This window comes from Sediminibacillus halophilus (assembly GCF_900103695.1).
GTDB lineage: Bacteria > Bacillota > Bacilli > Bacillales > Amphibacillaceae > Sediminibacillus > Sediminibacillus halophilus.
This window is the reverse complement of the sequence record NZ_FNHF01000003.1, coordinates 186996-213035: the sequence shown is the minus strand read 5'-3', so window position 1 is coordinate 213035 and position 26040 is coordinate 186996. Positions and strand designations below refer to the sequence as shown.

Annotated in this window: 20 protein-coding genes and 1 pseudogene; 6 read left to right on the top strand and 15 right to left on the bottom strand. The window is 41.8% G+C overall.

The genetic code is table 11. From position 1 onward, the window contains the following. Positions 1–656: 656 nt before the first annotated feature. Positions 657–1292, bottom strand: coding sequence for a TasA family protein (locus tag BLR82_RS11590; protein ID WP_342721508.1), 636 nt, complete (start codon positions 1290–1292; stop codon positions 657–659). Positions 1293–1831: 539 nt separating this feature from the next. Between BLR82_RS11590 and BLR82_RS11585 the strand changes: the two genes are divergently transcribed. The 4 genes from BLR82_RS11585 (at position 1832) to BLR82_RS11570 (ending at position 6325) form a co-directional block, all read left to right on the top strand. Further along, positions 1832–2521, top strand: a complete 690-nt coding sequence (locus tag BLR82_RS11585; protein ID WP_074599517.1) for a response regulator transcription factor — start codon at positions 1832–1834, stop codon at positions 2519–2521. Next, positions 2518–3525, top strand: a complete 1008-nt coding sequence (locus tag BLR82_RS11580) for a sensor histidine kinase (RefSeq protein ID WP_074599516.1) — start codon at positions 2518–2520, stop codon at positions 3523–3525. Before BLR82_RS11585 ends, BLR82_RS11580 begins: the two co-directional genes overlap by 4 nt. Before the next feature lie 102 nt (positions 3526–3627). Next, entirely contained in the window at positions 3628–4389 is a 762-nt protein-coding gene (locus tag BLR82_RS11575) for an ABC transporter ATP-binding protein (RefSeq protein WP_074599515.1), read from the top strand. Beyond that, on the top strand, positions 4379–6325 hold the full coding sequence (locus BLR82_RS11570; protein ID WP_074599513.1) for an ABC transporter permease: 1947 nt from the start codon (positions 4379–4381) through the stop codon (positions 6323–6325). Before BLR82_RS11575 ends, BLR82_RS11570 begins: the two co-directional genes overlap by 11 nt. Before the next feature lie 109 nt (positions 6326–6434). Here BLR82_RS11570 and BLR82_RS20810 read toward each other — a convergent pair whose 3' ends face one another. The 11 genes and pseudogenes from BLR82_RS20810 to BLR82_RS11510 all read right to left on the bottom strand — a co-directional run bounded on the left by BLR82_RS20810 (position 6435) and on the right by BLR82_RS11510 (position 20968). Next, positions 6435–6752 carry a hypothetical protein gene (locus tag BLR82_RS20810; protein ID WP_139186952.1) on the bottom strand — a complete coding sequence of 106 codons (318 nt, stop codon included), beginning with the start codon at positions 6750–6752 and terminating at the stop codon, positions 6435–6437. 265 nt (positions 6753–7017) lie between these two features. Beyond that, a complete protein-coding gene (locus BLR82_RS11560; RefSeq protein WP_074599511.1) occupies positions 7018–8592 on the bottom strand; it encodes an L-lactate permease in 1575 nt (524 codons plus the stop codon). Positions 8593–8628: 36 nt separating this feature from the next. Then, a complete protein-coding gene (locus tag BLR82_RS11555) occupies positions 8629–9564 on the bottom strand; it encodes an L-lactate dehydrogenase (RefSeq protein WP_074599509.1) in 936 nt (311 codons plus the stop codon). 424 nt (positions 9565–9988) lie between these two features. After that, positions 9989–10978: an oxidoreductase gene (locus BLR82_RS11550; protein WP_074599507.1), complete on the bottom strand. Its 990-nt coding sequence runs from the start codon at positions 10976–10978 to the stop codon at positions 9989–9991. Between the two features lie 135 nt (positions 10979–11113). Further along, positions 11114–11713: a hypothetical protein gene (locus tag BLR82_RS11545; RefSeq protein ID WP_074599504.1), complete on the bottom strand. Its 600-nt coding sequence runs from the start codon at positions 11711–11713 to the stop codon at positions 11114–11116. Beyond that, the gene (locus tag BLR82_RS11540; RefSeq protein WP_074599502.1) at positions 11701–12468 is read right to left on the bottom strand and encodes a hypothetical protein; all 768 of its coding nucleotides are present in this window, start codon (positions 12466–12468) and stop codon (positions 11701–11703) included. The genes BLR82_RS11545 and BLR82_RS11540 overlap by 13 nt, the downstream gene beginning before the upstream one ends. Before the next feature lie 96 nt (positions 12469–12564). Next, positions 12565–14103, bottom strand: coding sequence for a histidine kinase N-terminal 7TM domain-containing diguanylate cyclase (locus BLR82_RS11535; protein WP_074599500.1), 1539 nt, complete (start codon positions 14101–14103; stop codon positions 12565–12567). 401 nt (positions 14104–14504) lie between these two features. After that, positions 14505–16022: pseudogene (locus BLR82_RS11525) on the bottom strand (malate:quinone oxidoreductase); the annotation flags it as partial. 252 nt (positions 16023–16274) lie between these two features. Further along, the gene (locus BLR82_RS11520) at positions 16275–17267 is read right to left on the bottom strand and encodes an aldo/keto reductase (protein ID WP_074599493.1); all 993 of its coding nucleotides are present in this window, start codon (positions 17265–17267) and stop codon (positions 16275–16277) included. Positions 17268–17497: 230 nt separating this feature from the next. Then, positions 17498–19429: a fructose-1,6-bisphosphatase gene (locus tag BLR82_RS11515; RefSeq protein ID WP_074599491.1), complete on the bottom strand. Its 1932-nt coding sequence runs from the start codon at positions 19427–19429 to the stop codon at positions 17498–17500. A gap of 300 nt (positions 19430–19729) precedes the next feature. After that, positions 19730–20968: a S41 family peptidase gene (locus BLR82_RS11510; protein WP_245693792.1), complete on the bottom strand. Its 1239-nt coding sequence runs from the start codon at positions 20966–20968 to the stop codon at positions 19730–19732. Positions 20969–21301: 333 nt separating this feature from the next. Between BLR82_RS11510 and BLR82_RS11505 the strand changes: the two genes are divergently transcribed. Continuing rightward, entirely contained in the window at positions 21302–21526 is a 225-nt protein-coding gene (locus BLR82_RS11505) for a hypothetical protein (protein ID WP_074599486.1), read from the top strand. Positions 21527–21761: 235 nt separating this feature from the next. Further along, positions 21762–22952 carry an AraC family transcriptional regulator gene (locus BLR82_RS11500; RefSeq protein WP_074599484.1) on the top strand — a complete coding sequence of 397 codons (1191 nt, stop codon included), beginning with the start codon at positions 21762–21764 and terminating at the stop codon, positions 22950–22952. 218 nt (positions 22953–23170) lie between these two features. Here BLR82_RS11500 and BLR82_RS11495 read toward each other — a convergent pair whose 3' ends face one another. The 3 genes from BLR82_RS11495 to BLR82_RS11485 form a co-directional block, all read right to left on the bottom strand. After that, a complete protein-coding gene (locus tag BLR82_RS11495; RefSeq protein WP_074599482.1) occupies positions 23171–23566 on the bottom strand; it encodes a carboxymuconolactone decarboxylase family protein in 396 nt (131 codons plus the stop codon). A 16-nt stretch (positions 23567–23582) separates the two neighbouring features. Next, complete coding sequence (locus tag BLR82_RS11490) at positions 23583–25271, bottom strand: thiamine pyrophosphate-binding protein (RefSeq protein ID WP_074599480.1); 1689 nt, start codon at positions 25269–25271, stop codon at positions 23583–23585. A gap of 183 nt (positions 25272–25454) precedes the next feature. Next, the gene (locus BLR82_RS11485) at positions 25455–26036 is read right to left on the bottom strand and encodes a class D sortase (protein ID WP_342721505.1); all 582 of its coding nucleotides are present in this window, start codon (positions 26034–26036) and stop codon (positions 25455–25457) included. Positions 26037–26040: the final 4 nt, after the last annotated feature.

The window sequence follows — 26040 nt, the reverse complement described above, 5'->3', positions numbered from 1 at the left end:
AAGTCTAGTAGAGTATGAACAATCTTAACATGTTTTCGTGGAAAGTAAATACAATTTTCAGAAAAAAATTACTATTAAGTATATTAAAGGGCTTACATAAATTGCATGTCCAGTAGATTAAAGTTTTTTGAGTTCCCATGAAAAAATGGATCTTCCTTTAGTTGTTTTCGCTCTTCTTCCGGACCAAGTTGATCCTCTTTAGCGGAAAGTCGATCTTCTTTCGCTGGGTTGATCCTCTTTCAGCTGTTTTCGCTCCTCTTCTGGACCAAGTTGATCTTCTTTGGCGGGAAGTCGATCTTCTTTCGCTGAGTTGATCCTCTTTTAGCTGTTTTCACTCTTCTTCCGGACCAAGTTGATCTTCTTTGGCCGAGAGTCGATCTTCTTTCGCTGGGTTGATCTTCTTTCAGCTGTTTTCGCTCCTCCTCCGGACCAAATTGATCCTATTTGGCCGAAAGTCGATCCTCTTTCAAACGCTCCTCTTCCGACAAAGTTGACCTCTTCGGCGGAATATCTATTTTCCCTCAATAATTTTGTATTCTCTTCGATCACTAAAATAACAGAAGGCACCCAACATATCGTTCTTGGGTTCCTTCTGCTATGATACCGTTAGTTCACCCGTCTGAAGGGCTTGTTTTCCTTTCTTTCAACCAAACCTTTTACCGTTCTTCGCCATCTTCCTGCTTCGCTTCGAAGGTCCATTCCAAATTCAACCGCAATCCCTGCAGTTCATTTTGCGGTTCGCCGCTATCTTTGAAGCTGAATTTTACGTAAAGACTGTCCTCTGCATTTTCTCCATTACCTGCTTCGATACCGTCTATTAAGCCCATGAAGTTACCAGATAATAATTCATGTTCCGTTGCCGCGTTTTCCAATACCATATCTTTTAATTCAAATAACGATGTGCTATTGACGATGACTGGATAAGCAAAGACGTCGCCATCCCCGGTGTTTTTAAGGAAATCAACCCGAAGTGCCTGGGCATATTGGTTTGCCAGTTCCTCACTGACAGGGTTCCCGTCTTGATCCGTTACCGTATAATCGGTATAGAGCAGTACCTTTTTAATATCCAAACTTCCTTCATTCGTAAGGAAAAAGCTTTTTTCTGTCCAATCCCCCGGTTTTAAATTATCCAATTCTACTATAGTGGATGGGTTTGCGCTAAGTTCCAGTGTGCCTGCGGAAAAGGTGCTAGCCGAAGTGGCCGTATCACTGAAATAAGCAAAAGTCCCCCCACCTACTAAAGCTAATCCCAATACTGCTGTCATAATTGCTGTACCGATTTTTTTATACATAATGATTCCTCCTCTATTTTTGTTGTATTTCAACCCATCTTAAATAATGGGAGTGATTGTCTTTTAGTTAAAAAACGAGTTTTGTTCTTTTTTGAGAACGATAAGGCCATTTTAACTTTTATAAAATAAAATTAAAACCTTTATATTCGGTCATATATTCGTTATAAAGAACGTTTTGCTATTGCTTTCTCCATTTTCCGCTTTTTTCCTTTTAATTTCTTATCTTTTCACTCTGAAAACAGATTTCAGTGCTTATTTGAACCCACTAATCTGATTTCATAGTCTAATAAGGAATTTTTAAATAAATACCACTTGCCCACGACCTGTTTATCAACCGATCCGAATTCCCTGACGATTCATCTTGGTGCACTAAGCTGCATTCGTACAGTCTTAAAAAGGGCTTTACTTCTTTCTCTCCTATACAGGAAAAGAACGGTTCCTGTGATTTCGTTTGGGCTAAAATCGACCGGAAAGTAGAGAATAAAGTATAGATATTTGCTATACTTTTGCTAAAAGATTAAAAAGCGTGGTGAACGTTGTTGTTTAAAATCCTGCTGATCGAAGATGACACAACCTTGTTTCAGGAAATCAAAGACCGGCTCGGGCAGTGGTCGTACGATGTATATGGAATCGAGGATTATGAACGAGTTATGGAAACATTCACGGATGTTCAGCCTGAATTAGTCATTATCGATATCCAACTCCCTAAATTTGACGGGTTTCATTGGTGCCGTATGATTCGCGAGCATTCCAATGTTCCAATCATTTTCCTATCCTCCCGTGACCATCCGACAGATATGGTAATGTCGATGAATCTCGGGGCAGATGACTTTGTCCAAAAGCCGTTTCACTTTGATGTGTTGATTGCCAAAATCCAGGCGATCCTGCGCAGGGTATATAATTATAGTAATGATGTGAACGAATTGAAAACCTGGGCGGGAGCGACCATCGACCTGGAGCGGAACCGTGTCAGCAATGAAACGGGGATGATCGAACTGACCAAAAATGAAATGTATATTTTAAAACTGTTGATTGAGCGGAAAAACAAAATTGTCAGTCGCGAGGAATTGATCAACCGGTTATGGGACGATCAACGATTTGTCAGCGACAATACGTTAACCGTTAACATCAACAGACTGCGGAAGCGGCTCGGCGAGCTGGGACTTGGCGATATGATCGAAACCAAATTCGGCCAGGGGTACGTAGCGAAAGAGCAGGGAAGCCAATGATCATAAGCTTCTTACGAGAGCGATTAAGCTGGATTATCCTGTACTTATTCATACAGCTGCTGGCCCTGCTGATTGGATTCTTGGATGAAGCCATCCGCTTTTCTTCGATTATTTATTTTGTATTTCTTTCCCTTATTGTCTTTGTCATTTTTCTAATCGTCCGGTATCAACGAGAAACAAAGTTCTTCCAGGAACTCGCCGACCGCGAATATGATCTGGATGTGACCAGCCTGCCTGACCCAAAAACGCCATTCCAGCGGCTGATTATCGACAGTATCGTGATTCCAATCGAACAATTGAAGAAGGATGCCTCGACCAATCAACAGCTGCTGGAACAGGAAAAAGACGATTTACTTTCCTGGATTCACGAGGTGAAAACACCGATGACGACCATGCATTTGATTATTGACCGGATAAATGATCAACAATTGAAGTCACAGTTAAAAAATGAATGGCTGCGGATTCATCTTTTGCTAGATCAACAACTCCATCAAAAACGGATTCCTTTTATTGAGAACGACCTGTATATGGAAACAATAGAACTGGAGCCGCTTTTATTCAATGAAATAAATTCCCTCCGTTCCTGGTGTATGCAAAAACGGATCGGCATCGATGTCGATCTCTCTGTTTCTACTGTCCTAAGCGATGCAAAATGGCTTTCTTTTATCATTCGTCAACTCCTGACAAATGCGATTAAATACAGTGAGGTCTCTTCCGAAATCATGGTCAAAAGCGGGCAAAAGGACGGACAGGATCAACTGCAAATCATCGACAATGGCAGAGGAATCGAAGCCAAAGATCTTCCCCGTATTTTTGACAGGGGCTTCACCTCTACGACGAAGCACCAGGACAATGCAGCAACCGGAATGGGATTATACCTTTCAAAGATAGCAGCGGATATCTTGAAAATGGACCTCCGCGTACAGTCAGAACCCGGAGAAGGAGCCACTTTTACGTTGACCTTCCCGGATCCGGATGAATTCGTAAAAATCCGAGGCATGTGACAAAAGTGTCACATGCTTTTGCTGTTTTGTTAGAAGAATGAAAGGACTCCTGAAACCAGACATTATAGAATGGAGCTAACAACGCACTTTGGAGGGGTACAAATGAATGTATTGGAAGCATCAAAAATCCATAAAAGCTATGGGAATAAGTTCACCAAACAAGAAGTCTTGACAGGGATAGATATCAACATCGCAGCGGGAGAATTCGTCACCATCATGGGGGCGTCAGGTTCTGGGAAAACCACCCTGCTAAACGTACTCTCTTCCATCGATCGTGTCAGCCATGGCACCATCAAGGTCAATGGAGAAGAGATTACCGGCAGGAAAGACAAGCAGCTGGCTGAATTCAGAAAACACCACTTGGGATTTATTTTTCAAGAATACAATTTGCTCGACACCTTGACGGTAAAAGAAAATATCCTTTTGCCGTTATCCATCGCGAAGGTGTCCAAACAAGAGGCTAACAAACGATTTAAAGGAGTAGCCGATGAATTAGGGATTGCCGATATCCAGGACAAGTATCCAAATGAAATTTCCGGCGGACAAAAGCAACGTACGTCTGCGGCCCGAGCCTTCATTCATGAGCCAAGCATTATTTTTGCCGACGAACCGACCGGCGCACTGGATTCCAAGTCGGCTTCGGACTTACTGTCGAAAATGAGCGACTTGAACGAAAAACGCAAGGCAACCATCGTCATGGTTACCCACGATCCTGTGGCAGCAAGCTACAGTAGCAGAGTCATTTTCATCAAGGACGGCAGCATTTACACGCAATTGAACAAAGGGGATCAGACAAGGCAAACCTTCCTGAAAGATATCATGAAAACCCAAGGGGTACTGGGCGGGATCCAATATGAACATTAATCAACTGATTGTCCGCAACCTGAAAAAGAATTTAAAAAATTACTACTTGTATGTCTTTGCCTTGATTTTCAGCGTGGCTCTCTATTTTGCCTTTGTCACCATGCAGTACGATCCGGCAATGGATGAGGCGAAATCAGGAATAAAAGGGGCGGCAGGAGTACGAGCAGCATCTGTCCTGTTAGTGGCAATCGTCTCCGTGTTTTTGTTGTACGCCAACAACTTATTTATCAAAAGGCGCAGCAAGGAAATCGGGCTGTTCCAGCTAATCGGGATGACAAAAAACCGGATTTTCCGGATTCTCAGTGCAGAAAACCTGATCATTTATTTCGGATCGCTGGCAATCGGCATCGCGGTAGGGTTTTCAGTCTCCAAGCTGATTACAATGGCTTTCTTCAAAGTAACCGGTATCGAAGCAGTAGCGAATCTTTATTTTTCACCGCAAGCACTTGTTCAAACCCTTATCGTGTTCAGTGCGATCTATTTGTTAATCATGCTGATGAATTATCTGTTTATCAGGCGGCAGAGCATTCTTTCTTTGTTCCATGTCACTTCTAGTACTGAAGAAAAAGTGAAGAAAATATCAATCTGGGAGATTTTGATGGGTATCTTAGGCCTTGGATTGATTGTGACAGGTTATTACGTTTCATCCAAGTTATTTGACGGAGATTTTAACTCGATCACCTCCTTGTATGTAGTCATGCTCTTCATTTTGGGTTCTGTCATCATCGGCACCTATTTCTTCTATAAGGGATCCGTCCGGTTCGTAGCAAATTTGATCCGGAAAAACAAAGGCGGCTATTTGAACATCAACGAGGTGCTGTCTTTATCGTCGATCATGTTCCGTATGAAGTCGAATGCCTTGCTTCTGACCATCATCACCACCGTGTCAGCACTGGCGATCGCTTTATTGTCCTTAACGTACATTTCCTATTATTCAGCAGAAAAAACAGCGGAAACCGTGTCACCGGACGACTTTTCCTTGATTGACCAAGAAGCTGCCAAAAACTTCGGAGAAAAACTAACCGAGCAAGGCATTGCCTATCAAACAACCGAAATCGAAGTATTGACGGCCAGCATCAATATTACAGAAATCACGGATGCAAATTTGGAAGAATTTAATACAAACGACGGGAAAATGACCGTACCAGTTATAAGCGATACAAGCGTCGAGGAATTTGACTTGACCGAAAATGAAACTTTGTTTACCGGCTATAATGACGCTCTTCAAAAAATGATTAACTTAGATGGAGAGGGCAACGTCACGATTTATGGAAAAAACGAAGAAATACTCCAACGTTATGCCGGGCTGTCCAAGGAGAAAGTAATATCCAATTACTTTACAGTAGGCGGTCTTCCTACTGCCATCGTTGATCATACAACATTTGAACAATTGAAACATGATCTAGATCCAGAGGTACAGCAGGAAGCATCGACCTATATCGGCATCACTTTGAAGGACGAAAACCAAGTTGAGGAAGCAAATGATATCTTTCAAGGCATGGAGTTTAGTGAGGAATTTGGAAACAATTCGCTATACCAATCTACGCTGAACCAAAAACAAAACATGGGATTGATCATGTTCATTGTCGGATTCTTGGGACTGACATTCTTAGTCACTTCGGGCTGCATTCTATACTTCAAGCAAATGGGAGAAAGCGAAGAAGAAAAACCGAGCTATACCATTCTGCGCAAGTTAGGCTTTACCCGGAAAGACTTGGAAAAGGGTATCCGCGGAAAACAAGTATTTAACTTCGGGATTCCGCTAGTTGTCGGATTGCTCCACAGCTATTTTGCCGTTCAATCTGGCTGGTTCCTTTTCGGCAATGAACTTTGGACACCGATGTTAATCGTGATGGGACTGTACACGGCGCTCTATTCGATATTCGGATTCCTTTCTTTCCTTTACTATAAAAAAATCATTCATGAGTCCTTGTGAATACAAGCCCTGATTCCGTTGGTATCAGGGCTTTTTTTCAGGCCCTTTTCGCAGGCTTTGTGCTTTTTGACTGTGACATAGTTTGAATGTGTCTTCCTAATTTCTCGCATTAATTAAGCCGGAGTTCGGCGCTACTGAAAGCGAAGTATGCTGCCGAAGCGTTTGGTAACACTCTTTTTGAATAGGCAATAGAACTTCCCATTCGGTTACTGTGCAGTTTATATCTTTCACGAAAACCACAATCAAAAAAAATGGACGGACCCGCCGTTTTGATGGAAAGGCCGGTACCGAGAAAAAATCCCGCTCCGATGATGGAGCCGATGCCGATTAAGGATAACTGCCACCAATGTAAGTTACCCTTACCTTTTTCCATTTGCTTCTGTTGACGATGCTTTACTGCCTGTTTTACTAAGTGATGATGGTTCAATGCCATTTCCTCCTGCAGCCTGACTTTGTCCCTTATTATGTGTCAGTTGCTACGAAGCCATAACCGATTACCTTTACAAAGTTAGCGAACCATAGCATCCAGTCCACTCAAAGGAAAATTGCTGCTTTTTCCAAACAGGAGGAAACGGAAAGATAAATTTAATAGGACTACCATATGGTCGTCGTGACTAAGAAATTACCTACCCACCGCTTGAAGGAAATCAGTTTGTATTTTCCAGGTCTATAAGTCACTCCTTATTATCCTTTTAGAAAAATAAAGATAAAGCCAAGGTCCAAATGCAAACAAAAAATAACAGGCCAAAACTATATTTCAATGTCATGTTTGTTAAAGGTGCTTCGCTGCCTGTTTTACCGACCGCAGCGGTTGCGATGGCAATCGATTGCGGAGAGACGAGCTTAGCTATCACACCACCAGCTGTATTGGCAGCAATCAACAAGGAAGAGTTGGTCCCGATGATGTTGCCTGCAGTAGCCTGGATAGGGGCGAAAAGCGTATTGTTATTCACTACCGACCCTGTCATGAAGACGCCGATCCAACCGAGAACAGGTGACAGTAACGGAAAGACCTTTCCTGTTGTCGCAACTGCCTCCCCTAAAGCAGTTGTCAATCCACCGTAGGTCATCAGCTTGGCAATGCCAATAATGGCACAAATCATGAGAATTGGCTTCCAAAATTCTCGAACGGTCTTACCAAGAAGCTGTAGACTCTGGCTAAAACGAATCGCCCTTGTGGAAGCAACTGTCGTCAATCCTGCCAACAATATGGCTGTACCTGTCGCCCCCATGAAATCAATCGAAACAGGTATAGAAGAACCAGGAATGATGAAGCCCCATACCGCCCACTCAAGCACTGCCCCCTCTGCAAACAACCCTTTAAAAGCCGGCAGACTCCACACAAGTACGAATGCCGTTAATAGATAAAACGGAGACCAGGCCTTGATGACCTCGCCGGCAGAATGCTTCTCCGTCTGACACTCCTTGCCGTCCAGTAGAAAGATGTCCTTTGGTTGCCACTTTTTTAAAAATAACGCCAACAATCCCATGGCAAATAGAGAAGGAATGATATCTGCCAACTCCGGTCCAAGCACAACTGTAATAAGTGCCTGGGTTACCGTGTATGTTGTTGAAGTGACCAGGATGGCGGGTAGTACTTCTTTCACTCCCTTTATCCCATCGATTAGCAGAATAAGCAAAAACGGTATCGTAAAATTAATGAGTGGCAGTGTCAGTGCCGTCATGAGCGATACTTCCATCGAAGTCACTCCGCCTTCTAATGCAAACGTGTCGATAATTCCCACTGGGATTCCAATTGCACCAAAAGCTCCGGATGCCCCATTGGCGATCAAACAAAGCATAGCTGCTTGCAACGGCTTGAAGCCAAGCGAAACCAATAGTACCGCACAGATAGCAATTGGAACGCCAAATCCGGCAGCCCCTTCCAAAAAGGCATTAAAACAAAAGCCAATCAGTAATAAATGGATACGTTGGTCCTTCGATATCCCTACAATACTCCCGCGAAGTGTTTCAAATTTCCCTGACTTGACCGCAACTTTATATAACCATACAGCCATGACGATTATATAACCTATCGGCCATACTCCTTGAATCAATCCTTGCATGACGCTTCCCAGAGATTCCCCCAAAGGAAGTCGAAAAAGGAACAATGCAATGAAGAAAGTCACCATCAAATTTAACAGAGCGGCATAAATCCCCTTCATTTTCAATACTGTCAGACATAATAAGAACAAGAGAATCGGTATTGCAGCGACAAGTGCTGATACAACCAGGTTATCGAATGGATTGAAACTCTCTGCCAACATGTTAACTGCTCCCTTTTATAAGTTAGATCCCGAACGTTACTTCTTCCATAATGCCGCTTGGATATCTTTTAATGTTTTAACAGATTGGGCAAACTGTCCTTGTTCCTTTTCATCAAGCGATAACTCGACAATTTTTTTCACCCCTGTCCGGTTGATCACGGCCGGAACACCAATATAGACATCCTCATGACCGAATTCTCCATTCAGCATGGCGCCAACCGGAAGGACGACATTCTCATTTTTCAAGATAGCTCTCGTAATTTTCGCCAGTCCCATGGCGATTCCGTAAAAAGTCGCTCCTTTGGATTCGATGATTTTATAAGCAGCCTCACGAACCTGAGTCGAAATCTCCTCTTTTCTCTCTTCTGTCAGCTTAGGGGCTATTGGGGTGCCGGAGATATTCGCAGAACTCCAAACCGGAAGCTGGGAATCTCCGTGTTCTCCGATAATATAGCCGTGAACGCTCGTCGGAGCAGTTTCAAATTCTTCCCCGAGTAAATAACGGAATCTTGCCGAGTCCAGAATGGTTCCAGAACCAATCACCCGTTCTTTTGGCAGTCCGGAAAACTTCCTTGTGGCATAGGTAAGAATGTCAACAGGATTAGTGGCCACCAGGAAAATACCATTGAAGCCGGAATCCATTACACTGGTGACAATCGAATCGAAGATTTTCACATTTTTCGTTACCAAATCGAGTCTTGTTTCCCCAGGTTTTTGTGCTGCACCGGCACATATCACGACAAGTGCTGCGTCGTGACAATCCTGGTAACTGCCGAACCTTATTTGAATCGAACTAGGCGCATAGACAATGCCATGATCGAGATCCATGACATCGCCCCTCGCTTTTTCTTGATTCAAGTCAACCAGCACCAGTTCATCACAAATCCCCTGATTCATCAGCGCATAGGCATAACTGGACCCAACCGCTCCTGTACCGATTAAGACGACTTTGCTTCCAGGTGTTACATTCATCATTCATACCTCCCTACTCATATGTGAATTAATTCACATATGAGTTTAAAATTTTTTCACTAAAGTTTTTCACCAGATAAACCACATATTGTGAAGTATTTCACAATTAAATTATAATACACCTTTTTTAGATTTGCAATGCTTTTAAGGATAAGAATAAAGCATTTCTGAAATAGAAGGGTGTTCGTAAAAGCCACTCCAAAGTGTACACCGTTCCCTACGTACCTTACCCACTTTCAAAGGAAATCACACAATACGGGACAACAGAAAAACCACTAGACGTGTAATCAAACAGATAAAACACTGGAACCCGTCGATTATAGGATTAGTCGCTATGACCAGATGTAGAAGGAACAGGCTTCATGTTAAAGCCATCAAGCGGGAGACAACTCGTGTACCTGCTTGATGGCTGCTTTTTCCTTCCTTACGAAACGGTAAAAGGAACCCCGGTATATTCCTCACTCAATGTCCATAAACGGCGTGCCGCTTCCGGGTCAACAGCCCACGGACTGACACCCGTAGCTTTCTTACTGTCTTCCGGAACGACTTCTGCTATATCGACATTTTCACAGTAAACGCCGCCAAGCCCATCAAGCTGCGGACTCACTGCGCACCAGACACTAGTTGCGGCTCCTTGCTCGATGGTATGGAATTGCGGCTTTTGCTCCGAGGCTTGAGAACTGTTCTTGCTGCTTTTTACTTGTTTTGGTCCAAACTCTTCCTTGGTTAAATCCCTACCTAAGTCAGTGCTCGGAATCAATCCAGGGTGTACCGAGAAGGCACGAACATGGTGGGCCTTTCCTCTTTCGTCCAATTCCAAGGCGAATAAACTGTTTGCTGTTTTCGACTGTGCGTATGCTTTCCATTTGTCATATTCATGATGCTTATAATGAGGATCACTGAAATTAATGTTTCCTAACCGGTGACCACGTGAAGAGACTGCCACTACTCTGGCGCCATTCGCTTGCTTTAAAGCTGGCCACAGACGGGCAGTCAGTTGAAAATGACCAAGATGGTTGGTTGCAAATTGAGATTCATAGCCCCGCTCATCTCGCCTTAATGGCGGAGCCATGATCCCCGCACTGTTGATGAGCATATCCAATGGACGTTTCGAGGCAAGGAAATTCTCTGCAAATGTATCGATAGAGGCTGGATCAAGCAAATCCATGGTGTCTATTTCCACATTGGCAAGACCTCTCAGCGCTTCCTCCCCTTTTTCCAGATTCCGGACAGGGACAACCACAGTTGCTCCGGCGTTCGCCAACACCCTGGTAGTTTCCAGACCAATGCCTGAATAACCGCCTGTCACAATGGCTGTTTTCCCTGATAAATCCATGTCTCCTATTACTTCTGAAGCAGTTGCATAAGAATCGAAACCGGACCCGATCGGTTTTTGATCAGGATTGATATTCATTGCTGCAACACTCCTCTCGTTTATTAGTGAATGCCTGAAACCAAAGCGTTCTTTTTCACCAGCTTTTGTTCCGCATTTCACTATATAACCACTATAAACCTCGGAGTGGACTTGAAGGCAAGCATGGCGCTCTGACTAAATTGAAAGGTCCACGGTCGAAAAGGATAACGGGTCGGACACCTTCACGTTTTCTAGTTCATTCCCTTTTGACAGACGCTCTACAAAACGATTCCAGTCACCGATATAATCACTGCTGATCCATGAATTATGGTAAGGGTGATAACGGGAAAGACTGTCGGTTTGATCGCCCCGTGCCTTATCGGCATAGGATTGCATGGCGGTTTTCACAGCTTGCTTGAATGCAGCGTTGAAGTCGTTTTCTTCCAAACTTCCCGCCATGCTGCTGACAATCTCGGAAACAAGGGGTTTATCCCATTCAACGGCATACGATTCCTTATCCCTTGTGAATGGATCATTTCTCCTGTTTATTATATAATCCTCGGCCTTTTGGTTTTGCTTTTCAATAAAGGCATCGAAGGCCGTTCCCAACTTTGTCTTTACGCTGTCGCTGATATTGTGTGTATCAACAAGCAGCGAATACTTCATGGCAGTCAACCCAAGTTCGACGCCGAATTCTTCTTCCGATTTATGCTTGTTGTATCCAAGCTGCCGGGAGTTATACCCAACGTTCCGTGTCTCCTTAGCCAATATGCCGACCGCTGCTAAGTCCTCCATACCATACCATACCCTTCGTTTTCCTTATCTTGTCCCTCGACGTTTTCCTTTGCATATGCGTGCCGCAGTTGTTCCGCCATAAATTGGTTATCGGCCAGCAGCCACTCATCCGCGGTTCCCCTGACCCCTGCGAAATTCTCATTCTGCTCCACAAACGATTGATACTGCTCTTTTCTTTGCTGGAACTGTGATAAAATACTGTCTTTTATCTTTATTTTTTCACCGGTAACTCCATTATCTTCAAAAAAACTTCCGACAATAGTCGAAAACGATTTCGCGTATTTTTGGACATGTGTCCCCATGAGATCATTGAGTTTTTGAAGATTATTCACCTGCTCCTCACCCGAGTAGCTTTGTTTTATCCTTTGTTCTAACTGCACATATTGAGAAGCCAGGTAGTCAAGATCGTTCGCAATATTATCGGTGGTCGATGCACTGGAATATCGACTGGTGAACTGTAATTCCAAAGAAGCCCAGTTTACATCCTTGCCTTCCAAATCACTTTCTCGAATCGCCAATACTTCCTCCCGGCTATATTCCCGCTTATCAAAGGAAATGGTGCCATCCCCCTGTTTGGATAGGTTCACCAGCACCGGAGACATCATCCTTCGAAGCGCGTCCTCCTTGTGGGAGTTGATGGTGCCAGATTCCTGTTGCAGTTTATTCAAATCGCTTTTATTAAGAAAACTCGTATTGAATGGTTGGAACATGCTGCGGTCACCATAGTGTCCACTTACACTTGAACCTGCTTTCATGTAAAAGCCCCCCTTTTACGGTTACGTTCCCTTTCTATATACATCGGAGAATGATTGGAAAATTTTTAATAAATATGGAAAAAGTGTATGAATGCTTTAATAGGTTTTCACTTGATTCCGCCCTTCTCCTTTTGCAGCATACAGCGCTTTATCCGCTTTATTCAAAACTAAGTTCAGCGTCTCTCCCGGTACTTTCTCCGCCTCCGCAACACCGCAGCTTAAGGTGACGGAAACCAAACCATCGGTCGTTCTGAGTGGATGTTCCTCGACACTTTTCCGCAATTGTTCCGCGATCTCCCAGCCCTCCCACGATGTTTTCTCCTTCAGTCCAAGTACAAATTCCTCCCCGCCATAACGGGCAAAAAGAATGTCTTCCTCTAATTGGTCCCGGCAAATCTTTGCCACGTGGACAAGCAATTGATCTCCGATATGGTGTCCATATGTATCATTCACATTTTTAAAGAAATCCACATCCATCAAGATCACCGTAAATGGCGAACCTATTCTTCTTGCTTCACTGAATGCTTCCTCGCACTTTTGGAAAAACGCCCGACGGTTATATAGTTGGGTGAGTTCATCATAGTAGGCTAAACTCTCTAACCGAAGCTGAAGCCTTTTTATCTCTGTGATGTCGGTAAAAATAATCAACAGACCTTTCGCCTGTTGGAGGGGAGCTGTTCGAACCTGATAGGTCCGCCTTGCATCTTCGACCGTTAATTGGACCTCTCTTTGGAAATCCGCTGGCTCTAATTTTGACGGAAGCGGTGCGCCGGAAAGAATCGGCCACACCTGTTTAAATTCCAACCCGAACAGCTTCTTACTCAATTTCGGCAACATTCTTTTTACCGCCTGGTTGAACTCAATTAAACGGTAGGATTCATCCAAAACGATGACGCCATCATTAATACTATGAAAGATCGCGTCCTTGGCAATCGGCATCAGGGTGAACAAACGAGATGAATTGATCGACCATAAGTATAAGAGAGAAGAAAGCCATAACACCATCGGAACAGGATCAATGCCCGGCGGCGTGAAGCCGGTTAAATAGAAAAAAGCAGTAACCATGGGAACGAGTTGTCCGCACATGACCGCAAATAGTTGTGGTCGATAGACCCTTGCCGTCTCCTTCCAGCGGGACAACACTAATAAAAAAGCCACAAACATGCAGGCGAATGTGAAGATGCCGTGAATCATATACCATACGCCGACTTCCTGGTATATGTAAGGGATTCCCTGAACAGGGTCAATGTCAAAAATTCGGTAATGGAAATGGTGGAAATCATTGGTGGAAACCATCAATAAACTGATGAAGGGGAGAACCAGAAGCGCTGCCAAACTCTTCTTCGTTATTTTCATCCCTAAGTATTTCATTACAAACAGCAATCCTAAGGGCGAAGAAAATGGCAAGCCAACGTATTGAGCGGCTGTCCAAAATTTCACTTCTCCCAGGCTTGTTGCCATCAAGCCAAAAGCATAGGCAAAGCAATAAATAGTTATCGAGGCAGAATAAAGAATGAAGTAGTTGGCGATATGTCGATAATTGTGCCGCTTCAAAAATACATATAAACACAAATATAGATTAAGTACACCCGAGGTACAAACTAACGTTATAAAAGCAGTTAATGGAGAATGCACGATTTACCGAACCTCTTTTTTAAAGGTATTTTTACTATAAAGTAGCACAAATCGGTTTCTTTTTTTTCTGATTCCTGAGGATATTTCCGCTATGGTCAGGTGACTGAAGGGATTTTTTAGTGGGGCTGAAATTGACTACGCAGATTTCATGGGATTTGCTACCCTCTTGCTGTCTTAAATTGTCTTGCCAAATCCAATAAAACGACAAAGAAAAGACCGTTCCACGCAAATAGCGATGTTCAAAGAGATTTAACCATGCTGCGAGACTAGATAAAACAAGTGATATAAAAAGCGATATTTTCTCCCAAACGCCCCTTTTCACTTTTTCAAAGTGGATAGTCACACAGTTTAAAAAGGAAGTATAAATGAGCCAATTCGTCATTTATACTTCCTTCTTTCTATTACTTGTTATGGACAACCGCTGCGTCTGCCAGTCCAAGCGTACGGCCTGTAGAGACTTGCAGCTCGCGAATCAGCTCCGGTTTTTCCAAAAGGGCTTCGCCGTAAGACGGGATCATTTCTTTGATTTTCGATTCCCAGTCCTTCAGATGCTCCGGGAAGCACCTTTCGATGACTTCAAGCATGACGGACACAGCAGTCGAAGCACCTGGAGAAGCACCAAGCAGAGCGGCGATTGATCCATCCGCAGAGGTGACTACCTCTGTTCCAAATTGCAGCGTTCCTTTGCCGCCATTCTCGGTATCCTTGATAACCTGTACCCGCTGGCCGGCCACAACCAAATCCCAGTCCTTGCTGTCCGCATTCGGGATAAACTCCCGCAGCTCTTCCATCCGCTTTTCTTTGGATAATATCACTTGCTCGATTAGATACTTGGTAAGCGAAGCATTTTTCACCCCTGCTGCGACCATCGTAGCCAGATTATCCTGTTTCACGGATGTTACCAGATCAAGCAGCGACCCTGTTTTCAAAAACTTCGGCGAGAATCCGGCAAACGGCCCGAAAAGCAACGATTTTTTGTTATCAATAAACCGTGTGTCCAAGTGCGGAACAGACATCGGTGGTGCACCGACTTTTGCTTTTCCGTACACCTTGGCATGATGCTGTTCGATGACTTCTGGATTATTACACACCATAAAGAGACCGCTGACTGGAAATCCACCGATATGCTTGGATTCCGGTATGCCCGTTTTTTGCAGGAGATGCAAACTCCCGCCTCCACCGCCGATAAAGACAAAGTTCGCCGTGTGGTATTCTATTTTTTCATTTTCCATATCTTGTACTTTTACTTCCCAATCGCCTTCGCTTGTTTGCTTGATGTCTTCTACACTATGCTTATAATTTACCTCGAGTCCCTTGCTTTCCAAATGGCGGAACATTTTCCGAGTTAATGTACCAAAATTGACGTCTGTTCCTGTATCAATCTTCGTTGCCGCGATTGGCTCCTCCATTGTCCGCTCTTTCATAATAAGCGGAATCCATTCTTTCAATTGTTCCGGGTCATCGGAAAATTCCATTCCTTCAAACAAAGGATTGTCCGCCATTGTTTTAAAACGCTTTCTTAAAAATTCCACGTTTCGTTCCCCCTGGACAAGACTCATGTGGGGCAATGACATGATGAATTCCTGAGGATTATCAATGCGTTTGTTGTTGACAAGGTAAGACCAAAATTGTCTGGACACCTGAAATTGTTCATTCACTTTAATAGCTTTGGAAATATCAATCGATCCGTCTGGTTTCTCGTGTGTGTAGTTCAATTCACATAATGCAGAGTGTCCGGTTCCCGCATTGTTCCAGACATTCGAGCTTTCCTCTCCTGCGCTATCAAGCTTCTCAAATACACGAATGTTCCATTCCGGCACTAATTCTTTCAGCAACGTTCCAAGCGTTGCACTCATGATTCCTGCACCAATTAAGATAACGTCTGCTTTCGTATATGTTTTGCTCATTTTACCTTCAAACTCCCTAACGTTTGCTAAAGATGTAGGTACTTCTGCGAAGGCGTTTACAACAGCAAGGTTAGTTTCGACAAAGTTCTACATCTTTTCCAAATATTTTTATCTCCTCTCTAGTTTATCACTATTATCAAAAGATTAAAATATTTATTGCTAATAGAAGGGATTTTGAATGAGGAAGAAAAAGGAATTAGGAGGAAACAATAAGAAGGAAGGGACCAATTTGACGGCCCCTTTCCTTCTTCCTGCTCTATGGTCCTAGCGCGAGCTTGGCAATGGAGCATTCCCTGACACAAAGCCTTTATCCACTAACTCGTTCCAGAACTCCTTCGGTATGTCCCGTTGGATCATCTCGATGTCCTCTTTGATTCTTCCTGGGTGGGTTGAGCCAGGAATCACTGCTTTGACTGCAGGATGGGCAGACGAAAATTGAAGTGCTGCCGCTTTTAATGGAACATCGTATTTCTCGCCGATTTTATTTAACTGGTTTACCCGATCCAAAATTTCAGGGCCGGCTTTTTCATAGTTATAATGGTCACCGCCAAGCAATACTCCGGAATTATATGGGCTTCCGACCACTATATCGATGCCCTTCTTTTCTGCCGTGGGCATCATCCGCTGCAAGGCATGCTCGTGCTGCAATAGAGTGTATTGCGTAGCCGAAAGACAGACATCCGGCTGGGTTTCCTCCAGCATCATCGCCAATTCAATCGGTTCTGTGGTATTTACCCCAAGACCCCAGGAACGAATGACACCCTCTTCTCGAAGACGCGTCAGAACCCGGAAGGCACCTTTTCTGGCCTCTTCAAACTTCGCAGTCCACTCTTCTCCATGAAAGTCAGGAGAAACATCGTGAACAAACACCATGTCCAAACGATCTGTCTTCAACCGTTCCAGACTCTGCTCGATCGACCGCTTCGTCGCATCCTCGGTATAGTCGGTGACGACTTTATTGTCTCGGGCATATTGGAACAGCCCTTCTTTGTCTTCTTTCTCATCGAGGACGTAACGCCCGACCTTGGTGCTTATCACGTAATCGTCCCGATTGTAGTTGGATAACACCTCGCCGACGCGCATTTCCGCCAGGCCGGCACCATAAAAAGGGGCTGTATCATAATATCTTACTCCCTGATCCCAGGCAGTTTGAATCGTGGTTTGCGCTTCCTCTTCCGGAACCTCCCGGAACATATTTCCCAAAGGGGCAGTGCCCAGTCCTATTTTATGATTTAACGCTTCTTCTAGTGATTTCATGAATACTGTTCCTCCCTTGTTCAAGTCATTTTATTTCATTGTATATCCATTGGAAGGAAGATTAAAACAATTGATACACCATTACTTTTCGGATGCAACACTCCAGGGTAACCAATCACCTATTTTCCAGGAAAATGCGGGAATCACCAATAAAAAGATAAAAGCAAAGCCTACCTAGGCCTGGCTTTTTGCTATTTACTCTTAACTCCCTCAAAAAGGGAGAATCTTTCTTATTTCAAATACCGATACTCCAATAAATCGTTCAAAATAGACACTTGTTGTAATAATTCCTCGCCGATATTTGTTTCCCGAACTTTTTTTCTTTCCAATTCTTTATCAACCAGTCGTTTCACAGATAATACGTCCATCCCGTTCTGGAGGATTTCTTCCTTTGAATTAAAATGTTTGTGGGCGACGAGCTGCATACCGTAGGAATTGTATAACAACGTATAGCCCGCAATTCCCGTTGTCGGCTGATATGCCTTGGAGAAGCCTCCATCTATCACAATCATCTTCCCATTGGCTTTGATGGGATTTTCCCCCTCTATTTCTTTTACCGGGGTATGCCCATTGATGATATGACCCTGATCCGGGTCCATGTCGAACTCTTCAAGAATTTTCCGGCAAATGTCTTCCTGTTCACGTAAATGGTAATAAGGATTTTTCTGCTCTTTGTGCGTTTTCTTGTCTTTGATAAAGTACCTTTCAAAGGTGGTCATCGCTCTTTTTCCGAATAAAGAGGAAGACTCTCCGGTCCATAAATACCAGACCATGTCTGTCGCCAAATCATCGGTCTCTTCCGGATGGGCAAAGGCATGCAGCAAATTGCGCTCAAAAACATCAAACAACTCCCGGCCTTTGTAGCTTTTGCCTTCCACCTCCATGCTCTCCATATTGCCATCTTCATCCAAAGGAATACAGCCATGAATCAACAGGTTGCTGTTATATTTCAAATAAAGACTGCCTTTTTTCATTAGGAACTTCATGTGTCTGGCCAGCTTTTCCGAGTGCTGGACAGAAAACAGCAGCCGATCGATCACTTCTGCTTCTTCGTCCAACAGTTCTTCCGGATGCTCTGGATTGACTGTGGCAAAGCACGGGTTTTCAATTGGGTGCGTTTCTCCTTGAATCGTCACTTCGTTTTTATCGTAATCAACTTTATCGAGCAACAACCGATCGGACATATTGAAGTATGGGCGACGCTTGATGATCGGACTTTCGAGTTTGAATTGAATCATGGTGATTGCCTGATGAATTTTCGTAATCTGCCATTCTTCATAATCGGACAACTTTTCCTCCGGCTGTTTCTTCGGACGGAAAGCCGTATTGTCGTCATAGTATTTTTCAGCAAGGTTGAGAAGCGGCCGGAGATTGATGCCATAAGCATCTTCGATGATACCTAAGTTGTTATAGCGAGCGCATATCCGGATGATGTTGGCAAGGCAAACCTTGGATCCGGCAAAAGCGCCAAGCCACAGCACGTCATGGTTACCCCACTGAATATCGACAGAATGGTAGTTGATCAGCGTTTCCATTATTTTGTCCGGCTCTGGCCCCCGATCGTAAATATCGCCTACGACATGAAGGTGATCGACAACCAGCCTTTGGGTTGTATAAGAAAGTCCGATAATCAACTTGTCTGCCTGTCCGAGCGAAATAATCTCCTGGACGATTTTTGTATAATATTCTTTCTTGTTGGTGAATTCATCTGTTTTGTACAACAGTTCCTCGATAATATACACGAACTGCTCTGGCAATGCTTTCCTTAGCTTGGAACGGGTATACTTGGAGGAAGCATAGGAAATCAGCTTGATCATCCGCTCTATCATTTCCGTGTACCATTGATTAAGTTCCTGCGTACTGTTGAAATTGCTTTTAATCAACTGGAGTTTTTCTTCCGGGTAATATACCAATGTCGCAAATTCAGTAATTTCCTCTTCCGATAACTCCTTCGCAAACAGGTCGCTTATCTTTTCTTTTACTTTGCCTGATCCATTTCTTAATACATGCTGAAAGGCTTTATATTCGCCATGAAGGTCACTGACAAAATGCTCGGTCCCTTTGGGCAGATTGAGAATAGCCTCCAGGTTGATAATCTCCGTTACTACCTTTTCTTCACTATTGTACTTCTGGGCTAGCAAGTCTAAGTATTTGGTGTTCAAAACGAATAATTCCCCTTTCGATGCTCCGCCTTACGTGTGAAAATATATAAGCAGCCATTGTGTTATTGCATGCAAGTCCTTTCATCCTTTTCTCCATTTACCATTGGATTTCCTGCATGGCTTTGGGATGAAAAATATCCCAAAAAGAGAAGGAAAGTGCACCGTTATGCCTTGGTCTCCAAAACATTAACTTTGCACTCCCTCTAGGTGGTACTTTCCCTTGTAAATACCCATTGTTATCAATTACTAATCAGTCCTAACTAGTCATCGACTACATACAGCCCGGTAAAAGGAAATTATTTACTTTAAAGATAAATGGTTAATAGCCCTTTTTAGATCAACATCCTCCTTGATATGCCTTGGAGTCCAAGGAACGTAAATATCCGGTTTTATCCCAATTCCACTCACCCCGACCCCTTCATCAACTCTAGATAACTTAGACGTTGGATACCATAATTCAAATTTGTCTGCCCAGCTCTTTGCAGCTATATTCGCATAATCATTTAAACCTAATGTAGGTCTTCCTATTACCGTAACCTTAGAGGAGTTTTTACACACCTCCACAAATGAATCACCCGAGCTTCCACAATATACATCCGTTAACAAAACGATGTTGTCGGGACCAGGTTTTGTATTTATCACCAAGCTGTCCTCCGTTTTGCCAAATTCAAGCTCAACAAAACCCCTCCCCCTATTACTTTCCAGTTCCCCGATTATGGTGTTTATCTGATTCAAAGTGGTTGCATCATGAATGGAGGCAGCAACTTGTTTTAGTAATTTTTTGCGGAGGGCGACATTTCGGCTCGTGCAATTGGTCAACATCTTATCTTGATTAAAACTGTTCAGGTCTATCTGCTTGCCATTAAAAATAAAGGGGAGTAATTCAAAAAAAGCTAAGTCACTACCACCTTTATTTTCACGCACATCAATGATGAGGTTCCTGCTTTTGCTTAACGAAGATTCGTTTTCTGTAACTAATTGCGTAATAGCTTGCTGATCCAAAAAGTCTGTTACCTTTAAAAGCAATGTTCCTTCGGATATTTCTTTTAAAGTGTATAGTCCTTGATAAATTTCCTTTTCAAATTTTTTGATATCTAAATGGTATTCATGGCCGGTAACATCTTTTATTTCCATGGTTTTATATAATGGAAGAATGGTATTCCAATTTTCTCTTTCTGGTTCCGTCTCCATCAGTTGTCTTTGGTGAATTTCTACCAAGTCTTCAATTGCTTTACCGTCCAAGGCGATAATTTTATCTCCTGGTTTTAAACGATTTTCTTTTCCAGCAGACAGTATATAAAGAGAATCTTTGTATCTTCTTGTGGAAAAACCGACCTCTGTTTCATGGTTGTTGAATTTATCCGTGTAACGAAAACTTATATGTAAATCCTTAAAATCCAACAGATAATCACGAACGATACGGATAAATTGATCATCGTCTAAATCTTTTTGTTTTTGCCCTTCTATTATTTCCTTGCGATAGAAGTTCGGATTATCCCATCCCTGCTTATCCAGACAACCAGCATAATCATTATGCAAGATACTAATAACCTCTTCAAAAATGTCCTGGTACACTTCTTCCTCTCCTTTACTCCCATTTATTTACTATACGCACTTTTACAGCAAGATGTTTCAACTGCTCCCTAGAGATTTACGTGTTTCAGTAACAGAATCCTAGGTTAATAGTATTTTTTCACATTCAGAGTGGTTTAAAGGCAGATTGTCACCCAGCCATCATTGGTTCACTCTAAGTTAGAAAATCTGTTTTTACACCAAACCACTTATGTTCGCTAAATGTCTTTTTTAGAACCCTTTCGTAAATATAGTTCTATTTACCTAATAACACGTAAAAAAGAATGAAGGAGAATGGGAATGTCAATAGAAGAACTAAACCTCAAAACCCTAAGAAGCAAAATCATTCTCATCTTAATGATGCTGATCCTATCAGTCATTTTGGGCACAGTCGTGGAGATAAGTTTAGGTAATCAGTGGGAATTATTTGGGGATGCTTTTAGGAGCCATAATAATTATCTGCCCCGCAGAGAACAACCTTTCTTTAATTTACTTTTTGTTGATTTGTTCTACCCTGTATATTAGTAAACCCGGATTTTCTTACTCTATACTTCTTTCAAATACCGGTGGTGTATTACTTCTTGTTCCGGAATTAAAAAGTGTTCTTTATTACTTTTGTAACATTTTTCCACGGAAACTCTTTTCTTAACTTATGACTTTCGTCACTTAACAAATTAGCAATTATTGTTAGAAAATAAAGGTAAGGCGATATACAGAAAACATTATTGCCAATTATACTTGGGAAGGTAGGGGTACAGAAATGAGTAAACTTAAGAAAAACAAAAATAGCCATTTTATAATGAAGAAATTACACTTAATTTATCTATCTTCAAATTTACCTTCTTACTACTTTCGTGATTCCAAGCTGGCGGATTCATATACCTGTAATAAAATTAACGCTTCTAATCCCCAGATTTTCTCCCAAATAGAAAAGAGAATACGGAACAACACCTCTCATTTGAATGCACAAGAAATAAAACTAAGTAATATTTGTTTTATAGTTCTGCCAGACCCCTTTTCTGATAAAGGGATGTTTGTCATTGGACCTTATTTACGAGAGAATAATACAGAGACATTTGGAGAAAAACTAAATGTAGAGTGTCCCATTAAACTGGAGTATTCCTTCAAGATTTCTAAATTATCCAAAAGAGAAGTGGAAAGATATAAACAAATTCTCTACTTAGGAATTTGTTCTCAGCAAGAGGAAATAGCCAATAATAAAGAAATCCTCGATGACATAACCCTCCATCAAAAAATCACCGAAGAAAAAGAATTGTACTACCCTCATCAGCAGGAAACGGAGTTTTTATCGTTATTTAAAAAAGGAGATAAGCGATGTATTAAAATATTTCAAGAATATCGGCCTTCTTCATTACAATACTTAAACCTGTTCAACATTCGATATATGAAAAATAATTTAATGATTTTTGTTTCTACACTTACTCAGGAGGCTATTGAAGCAGGATGTAACCCTCAACAAATGATTAAACTTAGAGAATCATTTGTTAAACAGATAGAAACAAAAATATATCCCAAGGATCAAAACCATTATATCAAACATGAATTAAGAATATTGTCTTCCTATTTAACAAAAGTTCAGCAATATTTAGTGAAAGGGCACTCAAAAGCAACGCGAACGGCAGTAAGTTATATCCAAGATCATCTCACAGATTCTATTACGTTAAAACAAATAGCAACCTATTGTGGCCGTCACCCAAGTTATATTTCTTCTTTATTTAAAAAAGAAGTAGGCATTCCCCTGCAAGAATATATTTTAGGAGAGCGTCTTAAAAAGGCGAAATATTTTCTAAAGAATTCATCTTATTTACTAGTGGATATTGCGCACTATTCGGGATTTGAGAGCCAAAGTTATTTTTCCTTCCAATTCAAAAGGAAAAATAAGTGTACCCCCCTAGAATACAGAAATAAAATGATAGATAATGGTTACTAAGTTTACAATGAAAAAACTGTAATCTTCCTTAATGATCATCGTTTTTATATTAGCCAAAGATTTATAATGTTTGTTGACTAACTTACATAATAACTCTTCTTCTTTTACCGGACTAATTCATGGTACGGGTAATTATATCCTCTACCAAGGTTCGGCATAATGGATTTAAAAAAGCTGGCTATTTCTAATGAGCCAGCTTTTTTAACGAGTCTACAGCATTATTCTTCCATATAGCCAGGGTTTTCTTGTTTAAACTTCTGATAAGTCTCTTTAAAAATAAATAATGCTGTCATGGCCTTAGGAAATCCAGCGTAGCCACTACAATGAATTATTAACTCTAATATTTCATCTTTTGAAACACCCGCCCTCAATGCTACGCGATAGTGAAAAGTTAAATCAGTACCTTGCTCTCCCTGTGAAATCAAGGAAGAAAGGGTAATTAGTGCTCTTTGCTTTAAGTCTAGCGTATTATCAGAATAAAGATCTACGTATCCGAACTCTAAAGCTAATTTAGCAAATCTCGGAGAAAAGTTTTGGACTTCTTTCATCACTTTAACTCCGTTATCTCCTGCTATTTCTTCAATATTTCCCCAACCTAACTGTTGTTTATCCATTATTTCTTCCCCCCCTCTATTTAAATCTTAATTCGATTGGTGGCATTTCATCTTTCTGGACCATTAATTCTATAACGGTTGGCAGATGTTGTTCTTCCAAAGCTTGCAAGGTTGCTTCTTCAATATCCTCTTCAGTGAAACAACGACGTCCTATTGCACCTAATGAGGTCGCCAGTTCAGTTGCATTTATCTCTGTGTAAAACTTCGCCCCTACGGTTTTATCATGAATGGTTTTCATTCCTTTATCCACCATGTCATACATTCCGTTATTAAAGACATAAATAATGACTGGATAATTTTCACAAACTGCTGCAGAAATCTCCATACCATGCATAAAAAGACAGCCATCTCCAGTGAAACAAGTAATAATTTCATTTGGCCGAGCTGACTTTGCACCAATGGATAGTCCAATACCATTCCCCATGGCCCCAAACACATCATCAAAAAAGAATGTACCTGGTTTACAAACATTGAAGTGCCTTAGTGCATAGAAGGTATGACTTCCATCGTCCCCATAAGTAATTGTTTCAGGAGGTAAAAGAGACCGTAAGATTTTCATGCACCTAGCTGCTGACAAATATTCACTGCTACCAGACGTATTATCGTTAAGACCATCTCCTGCTTCAATTTCATTTTTGATCTTAATCTGTTTAGGTCTTTCAGGAGTGTATTGAAGTATATATTGAAGATTTTCTTTCGCATCCCCATTTATCATTAATATCTCTGATGGCATGGATTTCCCCGCAAAGGTTGAATCAATATCAAATTGAATAACCTTCTCCGGGAAATTGTTTTCATGAAAGCTAGCTGTAGACATATCACTAAGCTTGGAGCCAATCACAATTAATAGATCCACCCCTTCGTCTAAATAATCAGAAGCTGCTTGTGCTCCCCCCAGCCCTAAGGTTCCTAATGAAAGGGGATGGTTGGAAATGAATGTTCCCTTCCCACCCGGGGTAGTCATGACAGGTATATTCCATGTTTCAGCTAAACGTTGTATTTCTGGATAGGCATGTGCCCCATGTGCTCCTTTTCCAACCAATAGCGCTGGACGATTGGCTTCTTCTAATAGGGAGAAAAATTTATTCATATTTCCTGAAATAATAGGGTCCTCTACCTTGAGATAGTTCAGCTGACTAGAGGTCGTATCTTTTTGAAGTATGTCTAAAGGGATAGATAGATGTACAGGACCCTTCGGACCAATCATAGCTTTTTCTAAAGCGTGTTGTAAGTATAGATTGATGCTATCCTCACTTTCTACCTTTGCACTAAACTTAGTTACTGATTTAAACATATCCACTAAATCTGTACCAAAAATACTAGAATCTTGACTTAGTGCTCTCCCTGATTGACTAAGTGGGGGATGTCCAGTTATAAATAACACCGGTGCATTAAAAGCAGAAGCTTGTGCAGCAGAAGTAACCATATTGGTCCCTCCTGGTCCAGAAGTTCCCATAGCTACGCCCAAAGTATTGTTTTGTAAGGCATAGCCAGTAGCCATAAAACCTGCACCGCATTCATGCCGGGATAAGACAAAATCCATTTCTTTATCATCTATAGAGAAAATAAGTGGTATGATACTTTTGCCAGGGATACCGAATACCTTTGTACAACCTTGTTCTTTAATGAAGTTTGTAATTATTTCTGATACTTTTAAAGTACTATCCGTACATTGCACACTTGCCTCATTTAATATATTTACCATATTCGTTGATTCACCTCTTGGAAGGATTATTGAATACACTCCAGATTCTTCAGATACCTAGCATATATAGTGAGGTTGAAGTAATAATCTAGTGTATAAGCGAAGGTGGACTATTCCCTAAACTATCTGAATAAAATAGAAGAAAAGAGGGGAGAAAACCCTCTCTTTTCTCTTTTTTAAGTGCTATTTTAAAATACCTTGGACGGCAATACGTTTTTTTCCATCTGTTGTGCAAGTAATCAAAGTGATTTTGTCATTCACTTTGTCGTCTTCCAGGATATCTACATTGGTTGGTTTGATTTTTTTTAAACTTTTAACTTCATATACAAACTTCTGTCCTCCATTAGACACAATTATATCTGCCCCAATCGGTACATCAGGCAAATTACTGAAGTAACGGCCATTTCTATAACCTCTATGTCCTGCTATTGTAAAATTCCCTTCACCGAGCGTTTGATCTTGTTTAATTTGGGTTAATGCTACGTTTAAATTTTCCTCTGTAGTTTTCGGAAGAACTTTTTGTTTTAAATCAATTGCAGGAATCTCCAAATCTAGTACATCATTTAATTGTTCTTTAGGCACGGTTAATTTTTCTATCGAATCTAGTTCTACAGGTTCTCCTTGTGACTCAGAAACCATTGTAAGTGCCTTCTCCATCGCAGCTACTTCTTGACCGTTTTTCCATTCATAATACAAGGGAATGGATAAAAGAATGAGTCCGATGAATAGCAACACTATTCCGGTTTTTCTATTAATTCCTCTCAACAAA

What these genes read in the sequence shown, in the direction of transcription:
- BLR82_RS11590 (WP_342721508.1), bottom strand. Translation starts at nt 1,292, where the DNA reads ATGTATAAAAAAATCGGTACAGCAATTATGACAGCAGTATTGGGATTA.
- BLR82_RS11580 (WP_074599516.1), top strand. Translation starts at nt 2,518, where the DNA reads ATGATCATAAGCTTCTTACGAGAGCGATTAAGCTGGATTATCCTGTAC.
- BLR82_RS11520 (WP_074599493.1), bottom strand. Translation starts at nt 17,267, where the DNA reads ATGAAATCACTAGAAGAAGCGTTAAATCATAAAATAGGACTGGGCACT.
- BLR82_RS11540 (WP_074599502.1), bottom strand. Translation starts at nt 12,468, where the DNA reads ATGAAAGCAGGTTCAAGTGTAAGTGGACACTATGGTGACCGCAGCATG.
- BLR82_RS11545 (WP_074599504.1), bottom strand. Translation starts at nt 11,713, where the DNA reads ATGGAGGACTTAGCAGCGGTCGGCATATTGGCTAAGGAGACACGGAAC.
- BLR82_RS11490 (WP_074599480.1), bottom strand. Translation starts at nt 25,271, where the DNA reads ATGGTAAATATATTAAATGAGGCAAGTGTGCAATGTACGGATAGTACT.
- BLR82_RS11575 (WP_074599515.1), top strand. Translation starts at nt 3,628, where the DNA reads ATGAATGTATTGGAAGCATCAAAAATCCATAAAAGCTATGGGAATAAG.
- BLR82_RS11560 (WP_074599511.1), bottom strand. Translation starts at nt 8,592, where the DNA reads ATGTTGGCAGAGAGTTTCAATCCATTCGATAACCTGGTTGTATCAGCA.
- BLR82_RS11555 (WP_074599509.1), bottom strand. Translation starts at nt 9,564, where the DNA reads ATGAATGTAACACCTGGAAGCAAAGTCGTCTTAATCGGTACAGGAGCG.
- BLR82_RS11495 (WP_074599482.1), bottom strand. Translation starts at nt 23,566, where the DNA reads ATGGATAAACAACAGTTAGGTTGGGGAAATATTGAAGAAATAGCAGGA.
- BLR82_RS11500 (WP_074599484.1), top strand. Translation starts at nt 21,762, where the DNA reads ATGAGTAAACTTAAGAAAAACAAAAATAGCCATTTTATAATGAAGAAA.
- BLR82_RS11570 (WP_074599513.1), top strand. Translation starts at nt 4,379, where the DNA reads ATGAACATTAATCAACTGATTGTCCGCAACCTGAAAAAGAATTTAAAA.
- BLR82_RS11505 (WP_074599486.1), top strand. Translation starts at nt 21,302, where the DNA reads ATGTCAATAGAAGAACTAAACCTCAAAACCCTAAGAAGCAAAATCATT.
- BLR82_RS11550 (WP_074599507.1), bottom strand. Translation starts at nt 10,978, where the DNA reads ATGAATATCAATCCTGATCAAAAACCGATCGGGTCCGGTTTCGATTCT.